Origin of the sequence: Lutibacter oricola (assembly GCF_900106565.1) — a bacterium.
In the GTDB taxonomy this organism is placed as follows: domain Bacteria; phylum Bacteroidota; class Bacteroidia; order Flavobacteriales; family Flavobacteriaceae; genus Lutibacter; species Lutibacter oricola.
In genome coordinates this window covers 14,129-29,094 of the sequence record NZ_FNNJ01000004.1, presented here as the reverse complement: position 1 = coordinate 29,094, position 14,966 = coordinate 14,129, and the positions used below count along the sequence as shown (strand labels likewise).

Annotated in this window: 7 protein-coding genes; all 7 read right to left on the bottom strand. The window is 31.4% G+C overall.

From position 1 onward, the window contains the following. Complete coding sequence (locus BLU40_RS09430) at positions 1 to 1,749, bottom strand: RagB/SusD family nutrient uptake outer membrane protein (protein WP_245729924.1); 1,749 nt, start codon at positions 1,747 to 1,749, stop codon at positions 1 to 3. Positions 1,750 to 1,760: 11 nt separating this feature from the next. Beyond that, a complete protein-coding gene (locus BLU40_RS09425; RefSeq protein ID WP_245729923.1) occupies positions 1,761 to 4,835 on the bottom strand; it encodes a SusC/RagA family TonB-linked outer membrane protein in 3,075 nt (1,024 codons plus the stop codon). Between the two features lie 135 nt (positions 4,836 to 4,970). After that, complete coding sequence (locus tag BLU40_RS09420) at positions 4,971 to 6,875, bottom strand: alpha-1,3-galactosidase-related protein (protein ID WP_090122758.1); 1,905 nt, start codon at positions 6,873 to 6,875, stop codon at positions 4,971 to 4,973. Positions 6,876 to 7,080: 205 nt separating this feature from the next. Next, the gene (locus tag BLU40_RS09415) at positions 7,081 to 9,516 is read right to left on the bottom strand and encodes a glycoside hydrolase family 2 TIM barrel-domain containing protein (RefSeq protein ID WP_090122756.1); all 2,436 of its coding nucleotides are present in this window, start codon (positions 9,514 to 9,516) and stop codon (positions 7,081 to 7,083) included. A 125-nt stretch (positions 9,517 to 9,641) separates the two neighbouring features. Further along, positions 9,642 to 11,996, bottom strand: coding sequence for a glycoside hydrolase family 2 TIM barrel-domain containing protein (locus tag BLU40_RS09410; protein ID WP_090122753.1), 2,355 nt, complete (start codon positions 11,994 to 11,996; stop codon positions 9,642 to 9,644). Positions 11,997 to 12,001: 5 nt separating this feature from the next. Continuing rightward, on the bottom strand, positions 12,002 to 13,519 hold the full coding sequence (locus BLU40_RS09405) for a sulfatase family protein (RefSeq protein WP_090122751.1): 1,518 nt from the start codon (positions 13,517 to 13,519) through the stop codon (positions 12,002 to 12,004). 5 nt (positions 13,520 to 13,524) lie between these two features. Further along, positions 13,525 to 14,943, bottom strand: a complete 1,419-nt coding sequence (locus BLU40_RS09400; protein WP_090122749.1) for an arylsulfatase — start codon at positions 14,941 to 14,943, stop codon at positions 13,525 to 13,527. Positions 14,944 to 14,966: the final 23 nt, after the last annotated feature.

Here is a 14,966-nt window from a genome sequence, read left to right as displayed (position 1 = left end):
TTAGTTTACTTCTTGGTTGTATAAATATTCATCCGTTGGCAACGGTAAGTAAGCATGTACAGATTCTATAAAGTTTACAGCTGCATCATCAAATTCTGTATTAACGTCGGTTTTTACATTTACAGTTGGTCCTTCTTGAATTAAACTACCTTTTCCAGTAGTACCATCTGCTTTTGTATAATTGTAATTTACAACATTATATTCTTTTGCTGCTAAAGCTTCAAAACGTTGCTTAGTAACACCCCATCTTCTTAAATCATTTGCTCTTTCTGCATACCCTTCTAATCCAATTTCTAAAGGTCTTTCTAAATACATTAAATGATCCATTAAAGTTTCTTTTGTATAAGTTACATCGTTAAAAGTTCCTGTACCATCATCTGCACCTAAAAGCATTAATCCCCATCTATTTCTAATTGCATTGATATAACCTAAAGCTCCATCAATATCATTTTTTTGAATTAAACATTCAGCTAACATTAAGTAAACATCTGCTAAGCGGTACACAATCATATTTTTACCTGATGCCCAACTTGTTGATAACACTTCATCTTCATGACCTACAATATCATGATTGGTTAATTTTTTAAAGTGTGAAAATACTGTACCACTAAAGGTTGTTGCCTCATATCCTGGTGTTTTATTATAATAGGTAGACTCTTCATCATTAACTACAGCAATCATTTGCGCACAACGTAAAGGCACACTTTTAGCAATATTAGTTCCACTAATATAATTACGACTATCATTTGGGTTTACAGGTTCATTAGAATATTCATATGTTAACCATGATGTAGGTACAAAATAACTTGTTCCACCACCACCTAAATTGGTTGGCGCAGTATATCTTGCCCATCTTGTAGTATAAGCTTCTTCATCCCAAGAATCAGTTGTTTGAATAAGTCTAGCGTGTTGATCGGTATAATTAATTTCTAAAATAGATTCAGCATTATAATCTCCAGCATGTGTAAATAATAAGCTTACATCATCTCCCGTTAACAAACTATAACCGTAAGGACCTTCAATTACATCTTTTAATAAAGGCATTGCTAAATCATATTCTTCAGTATATAAATAACTTTTACCTAAAACTGTTGCTGCTGTACCTTTTGATACTCTTGTTTTTTGAGTTTGAGTATTTGGTAAGTTATCATACGCAAATTGTAAATCTGTTCTAAAAAACTCAATTGCTTCTTCTGAAGTTGAAAGTGGTTTAGAAAATTCTTCAGAACTTGTAGGTATTTTATCTCGTATAATAATTTCACCATGATTATATGTAGAATGTGCATAAAAATGCATTAACCCTCTCATAAATCTAGCTTCAGCCATTTGAGTTGTCCAACGCTCTTGACTTTTAAAAGTTTCATCCATACCATTTAATCCATCAATTACCTGATTAGCTCTCCAAATAACTCTATACAATGCATTCCAACTTTTAAAATAATGTGTTGAAATTGTATTTGTAAAACTTTGACTATGCCACTCATACCCATAATTAAGAGGTCTTGTACGCTCTCTTGGAAATGCTAAATCGCTTCTTAAAGCTTCAACTTCTGAATTCCAAAGGTATTGATTTAACAAACCTCCATATACAGATGTTAGATTCTCTTCTGACTCTGTTAAATTAGACCAATAATTATCTGAAGACACAGCATTTGGATTTACCTCTTCTAGATAAGAATCTTTTACGCAAGATTGCAAAGCACCAACTAAAGCAATCAAACCTATTATATAACTTTTATAATTTTTCATTTTATTACTTTTTAAAATTTAACATTTAAACCTACAGTATACAAAGCTGATACTGGGTATCTCGACGTATCTAAACCTCTACGCATTACACTACCTCCAATTTCAGGATCGTACCCTGTGTAATCTGTAATTGTAAGTGGGTTTTGAGCCGTTAAATAAACTCTTAAATTACTTAGCCCTAATTTTTGAACAGACTTTTTAGGAATTGTATACCCTAATGAAACCAATTTTAAACGGATATAATCTCCATTTTCAACCCAAAAATTAGAATTTGCTTCAAAATTATTTGTACCAACATCTCTATGAATAGGAATGTTTGAATTTGGATTATCTGCAGACCACATATTTAATAAATCTCTGTGTCTACCATATGTATAAGCTTGAATTTTATTACCATTAATAATTTCAGCTCCAATAGATGCAAACCAGTTCATACCAAAATCGAAACCTTTATAACGCCAATTTAAATTAAAACCAGCTTCAAAGTCTGGCATACCACTACCTGAATATTTTCTATCATTAGTATCTAACTTTCCATCGTTATTAACATCCAGATATTCCATATCACCCATTTTGGCTGCAGGATTTAATAATTGGTAAGCTGCTAGTCTTTCATCTGTATTAATAGCTCCATTTGCTTGATACAACCAAAAAGCTCCAGCTTCATAACCTTCAGCAAACACTGTCATATCTTGAGAATTAATTCTTGATGATGTGTTATAAATAATAGACTGCCCGTTAGTACTTGTTACTTTGTTTTTATTTTTAGAAAAAGTTAAACTCGTATTTAATTTACTTTTACCTATATCTGTTCTATATTTTGCTGCAATTTCAAAACCTTCGTTTTCCATATTACCAACATTTAATATAGTGTTTACATTACCACCATCATAAGCTCCTGCAGAACCAGGTACTCTAACAGGGAATAACATATCTTCATTTGTAGACTTATAATAATCTACCGTTAAAGAAATTTTATTCTTAAAGAAACCTAAATCTACACCAATATTATTTTCTGTTTTAGTTTCCCATTTTACATTAGGGTTTGCATAACTATAAATAGCAGTACCCTGAGATAATTGAGCGTCTGTTGTATCAAATATATAATTAGCATTTGTTTGTATAGTACTTTGTGCAGCATAATCCGAAAATCGATTATTACCAACAGAACCTCTACTCGCTCTAATTTTAAAGTTATTAACTGTTCCTTTTAAAGGGCTCCAAAAGTCTTCGTCTGAAACATTCCAAGCAGCTGAAATAGATGGAAATATACCCCATTTATCATTATCACTAAATCTTGAAGATCCATCTCTTCTAAATAATGAAGAAATTAAATATTTTCCTTTATAATCATATGTAAACCTTCCTAAAATACCAACTTCAGTATACTTATAATTATTTAAAGCGTCGACAACTGGGTTTATACTTGTTCCATCTAAAGTTTCAACAGAGTTATTTAAAACACCTTGTTTACTTGCTAAAAAACCTTCGTAAGTTCCTTCTTTAACAGCAAATGTAGCTTGTGCTCCAAAATTATGATCATCAATTTTTTTCTTAAACCTTAAAGTTCCATCGGCAGATAATGTTGTTGCTCTTGAAGAAGTAACAGTTACACTACTTTTAACTGGATCTGTTTCTGAAGGATCTCCATTTAAAAATACAATGGTATATTTTGGTTGAAATTGATTTCTATAATCATCCGTTATAGCAGTACCAATATTACCAATAAAACTTAAGTCTTCTGTAATTTTTCTAGTAACACTTAAACTAGCATTTATACGATCTCTTTTACTGTTATCTTGCTTTTTTAAAGCTCTAGCTAGTAATTCTAATGGAGTTCTTACACCTCCATCTCCACCATCTTCGGTAGAATAAATAATATCTGAACTTGTATCAACTATTGGATATGATGGAGAATAACGTTGTGCATTTGCAATTAAATTAGTTCCAACTCTTTGTCTATCTTCCGTTGTAAACGCAAGACTCGTATTAAATTTCCAATTATCAGAATTATAAGAAGTTGTAATACGACCATTTATTCTTGTAAATCCAGAATTTATAATTGCTCCTTGTTGGTTAAAATAACCACCAACTGCATTGTATGAGAATTTTTTTGTTCCTCCAGAAATATTAACAGTATGTTGATTTGTAGCTGCGTTATCAACCAAAACAAAATCATCAAACGTATTGTTATTATTTAACCATTCTGGGTATTTTACTGGACCTGGAATATATGATGAAGCTCCATTATCTAATTGCGTTGTTGCAAAAAATAATTCTTCTGCTGTATTCATTAATTCAATACCATCACCTAATGTTTGAATACCATATTTAGAGTTAATTGAAACATTCATTCTTCCTTCCTCACCTCTTTTTGTTGTAATTAAAATTACACCTGCAGCTGCAGATGAACCATATACTGCAGCAGAAGCCGCATCTTTTAATACATCAATAGTTTCAATTTCATTTGGACTTAAACCTGGATTACCAGTTTGCGCAATACCATCAACAACATATAATGGTTCATTCGACCCTAATAATGATGATAAACCTCTAATTTGTACACTTGCTGCTTCACCTGGCTCACCACTTGACGCTGCAATGTTTACCCCTGATATTTGCCCCTGTAACGCAGAAGCTAAATCTGGCGTAGAAAACTCTTCAATTTGATCTGCCTTTACTTGAGCTACAGAACCTGTCAATTCTTTTTTACGAACAGTACCGTAACCTACAACAACAACTTCTTCTAAAGCTGCAACATCTGAAGTTAATGAAACGTTTATAACAGCTTTTGTAACTGAAACACTTTTACTTTTCATTCCTAAAAAACTATACACAAGTACATCTCCAGTATTTGCCTTAATAGCATAATTACCATCAAAATCTGTAGATACACCTTTGGTAGTTCCTTTAATTAAAACCGTTGCACCTGGAATAGGCATTCCATCCTCAGCACCTGTAACAGTTCCTTTTACATTCATTTTTTGCGCTTGAGCATCTACACTAAAATGCAATAACGCAATTAAAGTAAAGAGCAAATACTTACTCAATACTTTGTTTGAAATATTTAATTCTTTAAAAATCATTTGGTTAACTTTAGTTTATTTTAATTTTTGAAAATCATATTACTTATTCTCAATAAAGAGAATGTCTTCATTTTTAAGTTGAATTTTTAAATACAAATTGGTCTTCATTCATAATTGATTATTTTGAGTTTAAGTTTATTTAAATACTATATTAGGCATTGATTTATCAGCTTCTAATACTTTTGAAGCTTTACCTAAATAATTATTTTTATCGAAGGTTACATTTTTAGAATGTAGAATTCTAAATGCTGGATTTTTAGCGTGTAATTGTGGGAAAGTACCTGAATTTGTTATTTTATTCCCTTCTATTTTTACACCGTCTGCATTTGTTATTTCTATAATTAAATTATCGAACTGATTGAAAGTATTTCCTGTTATTTCAATATTTTTAAAAGCAGTATTTTCATTATCATCATCAGTATCAAAACGAATTACACCTCTATCAAACCCACTGTGTTGGCAATCTTGAAAAGTATTATTTCTTATTACAACATTAGTAGCATTTCCAGACTCATACCAATGTCCACTTTCAACAGGAATTAACAACGCTTCCATTTCTGTACTAAAAAAGTTGTTTTCTATAACAGTATTTACAGGGTTAGAAATTAGTAAACCACGTGCTCTGTTATTACTTATGTTACAATTCTGAATCAATAAATCAGGATACCCATCTAAGTTTTCCACTAAATCTCCTGGTTGAACTTCTTTTGGTAATTTTTCGTTAAATGTTATAATTTGGTACCTACTATTTAAGTATTGAATACTTTTAATAGTTAATTTATTGTATGGAAAGAAAGAATCACTTAATCTAACCAACCCTAAGTTATCTCCAGACTGTCCAACTACAAAACCTTGTTGTTGCTCGTGTCCCATTCTAACACCTACTCTATACTCATCTAATACATCAACAATTTTTTGGTAAGTTCCGTGTATGTTCGAAGCATCATCTAATTGATTTTGGAACGTACAATTTTTCAGCACCACTTTACCTCTGCAACCAACAAAATGTGTAGCATCTGCAGTTGTTGAAACCATACGTCCTTTTGAAGGCGTAACATTAAAATTATCTAAAATTAAATCTGCTGAATTTTCAGCAATAATTCCCATTCCACCAGCGTGGTGAATATTTACATTTGTTCCGTTAAATCCTGTAGTATGTGTTACTCTAAAAGCAGGTGCAACTCTATTAAACCCTTGTCCACCTTTCATTGTTAAAATATGTCCAACTGGAGGCATTTTTTTAGTATGCCCAAAAACTCTAACCAAACCTGGTTTTAATTGCTCTACTCTTATTTTACTTTCTCTTCCAACTTGTCTTATTCTAGGCTCTCTGGTATCTACTTCGTATTTATACTGTATTTTATTAGTATTATTTTTTATTGAAGTATTTGCTACGGTAGTAATATTAGTATATGATTCTGTATCAAAACTAATTGCTTTTCTTTCTGGGTCGTATAAAATAGACTGACCTAAACTATGCTCATAATATTCTTTTACAAAGTAAATTTGCCCGTTTCTAATATCGTAAGGATACTCATCCGAAATTTGCATATCGAATGTTTTATTCTTTTTATCATTAGCTACAATTAAACCTTCGCTATGAAAAGCTTCGTGCCAATCTATTGATAAATTTTTAACCGTTACATTGCTACTTTTATCAATTAAAAAAGGAATCATTACACCGTGAAAAATAAATGTAGAACCCTGACCATCAATAGTAATATTTTTAAAACCTCTTAATGGAAAAGCTGTTTTAACCATTACATCGCAATGGTTAGAAATAAATTCAAACGACTCTAAACCTTTATCTGGATAAAAATGGTACGTACCTTTTTCAAATTTAATTTCTGAAATAGGCTTCTCTTGAGCTTTTAAGACTCTTGATAGAACTTCAGGAGTTGCGTCTTCAGCAATATTTAAACTGAAAACCACATTTTCCCCTTGCTTTGTCGCTTCTTTTGAACAGCTAGATAAAACTGAAACTGCAACAATTGCAAAAGCAATGTAATTAAATAAGGTGTTAGATTTTAGTTTAAGCACGATTGTTAAATTTTGGTTAATTTTTTATAACCATAAAATTCTCTTATTTACGTGTTTAATTTGTATACAGCAGTAAATAAAATGTACTCACAAGTAAATCCCCACCCAGAAACCTGTTTTTCAAACACTTAACCAACATTGCTCTTTTATAAAAAACAACGTTTATACTTTAAAAACTTTTTAAAAAAGATTATTTTTTTTAACTCTACTTTACATTTAAGTCTATAACAGCCTCTTTAATAGTATTAGAATTTACCTTTAAACTAATTTTTTCTGCTGCTTCTTTAGCCTTTACAATAACCAAACATTTCCCTCTATTTGTTTTACGTGAAGTTTTGTTAGCAAATGGAGTAGCGTCAGACATATTACCATTAGAAACTCCAAGTATTTCTCCTAAACCTTCAACTTTAAAAGTTAAATCCATTTCTTTGTGACTTATTAAGTTTCCTTTTTTGTCAACTACCTCAACTTCAACTATTGCAACTCCTTCTTTTTGAACAGAAGTATTATCAACTTTTAAATTAAAATGATGCTCTTTACCTGTAGATTTTAAGGTAAACTCACATACTTCTTTTCCTTTAATTACTCCTTTAGCCTTTAAAATTCCAGGCTTATAAGGTAGCTTCTTCCATTTCATTATATAGTTAGAAAAATCAGCTAAATTTTTGCTTCCTATTTTTTTATCGTTTAAATAAAGGTTCACCGATTCGCAATTGGTATAAGTAACTATATCAACCTTACTTCCTTTTTCTAAATTCCAAGATGAATGCATTGGAGGTGTTCCCCATTTTCCAGAAGTAGAAAAATCATCTGCATCACCTTCATACACAGCAATTCTAACCATTGGTTTTTCTGACCAAAAAGATTGATATAAATATGAACGCTCTTTTCTAAAACCTGCCATATCCATTAATGCACAATCTGTTCCTAATTTTGAAAACTTTTTAGACTCTCCTAAATAATCGATTCCTGCCCATAAAAACAAGCCCATATTATGGTCATTTTCCAACACATCTAACCAAGGAGAACGCTCAATATTTGGAAACCTTTTTTCAGGTGTACTATTAAAATACACATAACTTTCAGTACTAACATAAGGTTTTCCTGGTTTACGTTCACCAATTGCTTTACACCACTGCTCTCCATAATTCATAGCTATTAAATCCATATACGAACAAGATTCAATAATGTCTGAAACCTTTTTTATTGGATCACCATCTTTACCTCTTTCCATTCCAGAAATTACTGGGCGTGTTGGATCCAATGAACGTACAAACGATGTATATTTTTTTAATCCTACATTTTGCTGAACAGAGCCTGGACTATGATTTTCGTTTCCAACGCTCCAAATTATTACACTTGGGTGATTTCTATCTCGTTTAACAGTTTCGCTATAATTCTTTTCCCATTCCATTTCAAAATAAGGATCTGCAAAACCTTGTGGGTTAAAGAAATTGTTTGGGTCATTCTTTTTCATATAAGAATCACCGTGATTGGTCCATTTATCAACAAATTCATCCATTACCAAAAACCCCATTTCATCACATAAATCCATAAATTCTGGCGCCGTTGGATTGTGTGCTGTTCTAATAGCATTACAACCTATTTCTTTCAGCGTTTTTAAACGACGTTTCCATACTTCAATTGGTACAGCCGCGCCCAACACACCTGCATCGTGGTGTAAACAAACACCTTTCATTTTCATATTTTTTCCGTTTAAGAAAAATCCTTTTTCTGCATTAAATTCTATAGTTCTAATTCCAAATGTACTTTTATAATCATCCACAACCTTTTCATCAACAACTACTTTAGTAATTGCTGTATATAAAGTTGGACTAGCAACACTCCATAGCTTTGGAGCATAAATTTCTAAATTTTGATTTATTTCATAATCTTTTAATAAATCAGCTTTAATTTCTGCTGAATTCGAGGAGATTTTTTTCCCTTCAGTATTAAATATCTCTGTGCTTATTATAGCATTACTTGGCAACTTTCTAAAATTTTCTAGAGTAGTTTTAATGTTTACTACAGCTTTTTCCTTTGAAATTTGTGGTGTTGTTATATACGTTCCCCAATTTTTAACATGCAAAGGGTCCGTAACTGTGAGCCAAACATTTCTATAAATTCCGGAACCTGAATACCAACGGCAATTTGGTTGTACCGAGTTATCTACTTTCACCACAATTACATTTTCTTGATCAAAATGCACAAAAGGTGTTATATCAAAATAAAAACTTGTATAACCATCATACTGAATTCCAACATGTACACCATTCACCCATATTTGAGAATGTCTGTAAACTCCATCAAATTGAATTTCAATATGTTTATTTTTATCTGATTCTGCTAATGAAAAATTCTTTCTATACCAACCAATTCCTCCTGGAAGCCAAGCATTTCTACCTGAATACTCTTTACTGAAATCACTCTCAACACTCCAATCGTGAGGTAAACTTAACGTTCTCCAATTAGCATCATCAAAATCAGCGTCACTATATGTGGCTTTTTCATCTAGTTTAAATTTCCAATTATTATTGAAATTTTCTTTTTTTCTAATTTGAACTTCAGCTGCGTTTTGCCCTATTAAATTGATGGTAAAAAAAGCAATTATTACAAATTGAATTAGTTTTAAATTTTTCATTATTTTATTTATTAAAGGAATGAACTTTTTGCAAAAAAAATCTCATTAGATTGAGAATGAATAGTATTCAAACAAACTAATGAGATTAATATTAAAATGTATTTTTTCAAAATTTAACTTTTATTCTATTGAACGTTAAAGTTAAAATTCCCTTTTAATTCTTTTGATGTAGCTGAGACACTTACTTTACCTGAAGATTCTCCAACTCTAACTAAAGCAGTTGCAATACCAGCTTCAGCTTTAATTTTTTCAACATTCATAACTTCTACATTTCCTCCAAAATTCAACTCAATTTCATCAGAAAAATCTGGAATTATAGTTCCATTATCATCAACAGCAGCTATATACAGGAATAGTACATCGTTTACCCCTGCTTCAGCAGTTTTTCCACTTTCATCTAACCAAACTTTTAATTTAGTTGCTTTTTTAGGTGTTTTTACAACATCTTCTATAACTTCTTTTCCGTTAATAATACCTACAGCCTTTAACTCTCCAGCTTCAAAAGATGGAATTTTAAACGTAAATGGTGGATGACTTAAATTTGTAGAGTTTTTATCTGAATCTGGTTTTTGAGTTGCAATTAATTTATCATTCAAAAATAATTTAACCTCATCACAGTTTGAAAATACTTTTACATTGGTTGGTGATTTTTCATTCCAATAAGTTGCCAATTTTAAAACCGTTCCATCTTCAACATCACGTTGACTTTGATAAAAATAATATCCAAATTTTGGTAATCTAAAAATATCCATAATTCCAGAATATTCAATATCATCATGATAACCACGATTGTAATCATACATTACCCAATAACTATCTGAATAAGCAACTATTCCTAAATTTTCGTTATGCGATTCTTGTAAATTATATGCTTGATTTAATAGTCTTTCTTCTCCAAAACCTCTAGCCTGACGACTACTTAATTCTGCTCTTAAATCATTTGGTAACTTATCTTGATTTAATCCTGCATTTTTAGAATGATATTCCCAATCTCCGTATTCAGAAACCGAGTATGGTTTTGTTCCATCATTATCATCTGGATGCAATATTCTATGCTGGCGTGCTTGTAAATAAATATCATACACATCGTTCATCCAACCACAAGAATACACATTTTCTCCAGGATATTCTTGGTGAACAATTTTATTTAATTCTTCCATAAAAAAGATAGGCATTTTTGTTTCGTTTAACGAAACTTCCCAAGCTAAAACTGAAGGTCTGTTTCTATCTCTTCTAATTAATTCAGTTGCTGAACGGTAACAGTAGTTTCTAAAAGCATCTGAATCTCCATAATATTGCCATCCCATAATTGCATCAATCACCACTAAACCTAACTCATCACACGCATCCATAAATGCAGGTGAATGTGGATAATGCGACAATCTTATATAGTTAAACCCACCATCTTTTATTTTTTTAGCATCTCTGTATTGCGCATTATCAGATAAAGCATATCCAACATAAGGATACTCTTGATGACGATTTACACCACGTAAGAACGTTTTTTCGCCATTAATATATAAGTCGTTATTTTTAAACGTAAACTCTCTAATTCCAAATCGGTTTGACTCAATATCAGTAGGTTTACCATCAACCAATACAACTGTTTCTAAATTGTATAAATTAGGGTTTTTAGGAGACCACAACTTTGCGTTAGAAACTACAAATACCTCAGTAAAATCTACATCTTTACCTGGTTCAATTGTTATTGCTGAAGATTTTATTTCTTGAACTATTGCTCCATTAAAAAATATTGAATTTACAACCTCAACAGATTTTGTATTACTTGTTTCGTTAACAATATTTGTTTTAATATTAACCTTAGATTCTTTTGCTGAAACCTCAGGGAAAGTAACAAAAACACCACCTCCAGCTACTTTATTTGCTAAAATAGGATGCGAAATATGAACTTTTTCTTTATAAGTAATCCAAGCATTTCTGTACAAACCACCATACATATTAAAATCTAATCTTTTTAATGGTTTTGGCCCTGTAACTTTATTATCTGTATTATTTAATCTAACAGCTATTAGGTTATTTTCTCCAGCTCTTAAATACTTTGTAGCATCAATAACTACAGGTAAATAACCTCCGTTATGTTTTGAAACCTGTAGACCATTTATCCATACTTCAGAATAATTCATAGCGGCTTCAAACTCCAATATTATTTTTTTATCGGCATTTGCTTTTGGAACTTCTATTGATTTACGGTACCAGCAGATTCCTTGCCATTGATCATTTACTGTTAAAGGTTCAATATTTGCAGTGTGTGGTAAACTAACAGAATTCCAATTAGAATCGTCAAAATCTATTTTGTGAAACTTATCTTCTGAATTTGATGACTCATCCAATAATTTAAACTTCCAATCTGAACTAATTTTAACCTTACCTACTTCACCTTCTTCACAAGCATTTAACAACAATACAAAACAAGCTAATGCAGCTACTTTCAATATCCTTTTTAAATTTGATGTTATCATATTTTCTACTTTTTTAACTTTTGAAATTTCTTAAATTCTTTTCCCCATTTTTTAAACCCAACTTCTACACCTACTTCCATTTGTTTACGAACTTCTGGGTGTTCATCCTTAATCCATTGTACCAAATCAACTGTTTTTTGAACTGATGTTGGCTCATAAATATCACTAACAGGTTTGAAATCATTATCAAACCCAACAGTTTTTGCTCTTAAATCTTTCAATACAGCAGCATACTCTGGATCATTTGCTAAATTCACCAATTCAAGAGGATCGTTTTTTAAATTGTATAATTCTTCTGAAGGTTTAGAATCTTCAAAAAAGAATTGTTGGTTTTTAGTTAGTTTACCTTCTTTTTTAAGCGTTCTCATTACATGAACTGCTGGACGATAAAATTCTAAATACGCCTGACCCGCATCAAAAGGAATTTCTGGCTTATCGTTTCTAATATATTTCCATTCGTTAGAAGTAATTGCTCTCATTTTTTCTGGAATTTCATCCCATAAATCACGAGCAGCATACACATATTCTCTTTTAAAATTTTCTGCAAACATTGGTTTTCCTGTCATATATTCAGGAATCTCAACACCTGCAAAATCTAAAATAGTAGCCGTAATATCTGTTGAACTAACTACATCATTTCTAACTTGACCACCTTTTAACCCTTTTGGATAGTGAATAATGTATGGAATTCTCAACCCAGGATCGTGCAAATAACCTTTACCTTTTATGTTACAACGACCGTTATCTCCAATAAAAATAACAATGGTATTATCTGCAACACCTTTATCTTCTAATTCTTTAAAAATCATTCCAACTTCATTGTCCATATACTCCACCTGATCTAAATACTTGGCCCAATCCAATCTAATTGCTGGATGATCGGCGTAATATTCTGGCAACTCAACTTTGTTTGGATCAACTGAATGTGTAGATTTCTCTCTAACGTCATCCCACCATTCACCTCTATGTGTTACCACCAATTGAATTTGAGCAAAAAATGGCTCATCTGCTTTTTCAATAGTATCGTATTTATCAAATAATCCAAATTTTGTTTTTCCATCCCATTCACCTAAAGGTTCGTGCTTAAAGTTTACATCAATTTTCCGCCCCTTTTTCATTACTGAATGGTTCCCTAAAATGGTAGTATAACCAGCTTCTCTTAATTTTTGAGTAAACGGAGTAAATTGCTCATCTAGTGGAACATTTCTGTTACTTCTGTGGTTATGAGAGTTCGTTTTTACTTGGTGTGTACCAATCATCATTGCTGAACGACTTGGAGAACAAATTGAATTGGTAACAAAACAATTTTCAAAAAGAACTCCTTCAGCAGCCATTTTATTAAGGTTTGGTGTTTTTACTGCTGGCATTCCATAGCACTCTAAATCGGTACTCATATCTTCAGCCATTATCCAAATTATATTTGGTTTTTTAGCTTCAACTTTTTCCTTTTCTTGAGATTTACAACTAAATGCGCTAACTGCTAAGACAACAAGCAATGAGTATGCTAATACATTATTTTTCATTTTTATTATTTTTTGAACACTCCACCAGAATTTGGCCAGTGAGGATCTTTAACACTTTGTTTCTTTAAAATTTCGTTTGCTTTTTTTACAATTTCTGGATACTTAGCCGAAATATCATTTTGTTCGTATAAATCCTTTTCTAAATCGTAAATTTCAGTATGATAATTATTTCCATATCTAACAGCTTTCCATTTTCCAAAACGTGTAGCTTGACGGAAACCTTTTACACTTCTACCTTCTTGAATTTCCCAATATAAATGGTCATGCTTTTTTTGCTCTTTCCCTAAAAGTTCAGGTAAAATTGAAATTCCATCAATATTTTTTGGAGCTTCAATACCTGCAACTTCAGCAAAAGTTGGCATTATATCGTAAAAAGTAGAAGGATGATTAGAAACTCCTGGCTTAATTATATTTTTCCAATATGCAATCATTGGTACTCTTACTCCACCTTCATACACATCTCTTTTAAACCCTTTTAAACTTCCTGAGCTATTGAAAAACTTATAACTATGGTGATTTTCGTTTGTTGGTCCGTTATCACTAGAATAAATAATTAAGGTGTTTTCTAGCTCTCCTCTTTCTTCAAGCTTATCAAACAATCGCTTAATTTGCGTATCTAGCATTGTAATTCTAGCAGCGTGACGGCGTTCAATTTCTGGCCATTCTTGAATTTTATCTTCGTATAAGTTATTCTTGCTTAAAAAATACTCGTGTGCGTGTGGAATTCTATACGACATATACAAAAAGAAAGGTTTGTCTTCATCCTTTTCATCTAAATAATCCAATGCAAAATTGGTTCTAAATTCATCTAAACACTTATAATTATTGTAATTATAGAAAATAGAATCTTGATTATTGTTTACCCAATGTACACGTTCATCTATTTCTTTTCCATTTTTATCTTCTCCCCATTGTTCTTGAACGGCATAATCAAAACCACGTCCTTTTGCCCAAGTACTCACATCTTCTGGAACACCTAAATGCCATTTTCCAATCATTGCCGATTGATACCCTGCTTTTTTCAATAATTCAGGAATAATAATTTCTGATTTTTTTAAAGGAACACGATCCCATTTGTTATCTATATCTCCTTTATTTCCACGAATACTTAAATGACCTGTGTGTTTACCCGTCATTAAAACCGCACGCGAAGGCGAACAAACCGAAGTACCTGCATAAAAATCTGTAAAACGTAAACCTTTGCTTGCTAAATCATCTAAAAATGGAGTTTTTATAGTTTTTTGTCCATACGAACCTAACTCTCCATAACCCATATCATCTGCTAATAAAAAAATGATATTTGGCTTGTCTAATTTTTTAGCTTTTTTTGAAGTTTTCACTTCACTTGTTTCCTTTTTTACTTCATTACAAGAACCCAACGCAAATAGGATAACTGCAATTTGTAATACCTTTATTATTCTCATTATATAATTATTTCTACTAAATT

Coding starts and splice junctions, on each gene's coding strand:
- BLU40_RS09410 (WP_090122753.1), bottom strand. CDS start 11,996: ATGATAACATCAAATTTAAAAAGGATATTGAAAGTAGCTGCATTAGCT.
- BLU40_RS09425 (WP_245729923.1), bottom strand. CDS start 4,835: ATGATTTTTAAAGAATTAAATATTTCAAACAAAGTATTGAGTAAGTAT.
- BLU40_RS09415 (WP_090122756.1), bottom strand. CDS start 9,516: ATGAAAAATTTAAAACTAATTCAATTTGTAATAATTGCTTTTTTTACC.
- BLU40_RS09430 (WP_245729924.1), bottom strand. CDS start 1,749: ATGAAAAATTATAAAAGTTATATAATAGGTTTGATTGCTTTAGTTGGT.
- BLU40_RS09400 (WP_090122749.1), bottom strand. CDS start 14,943: ATGAGAATAATAAAGGTATTACAAATTGCAGTTATCCTATTTGCGTTG.
- BLU40_RS09405 (WP_090122751.1), bottom strand. CDS start 13,519: ATGAAAAATAATGTATTAGCATACTCATTGCTTGTTGTCTTAGCAGTT.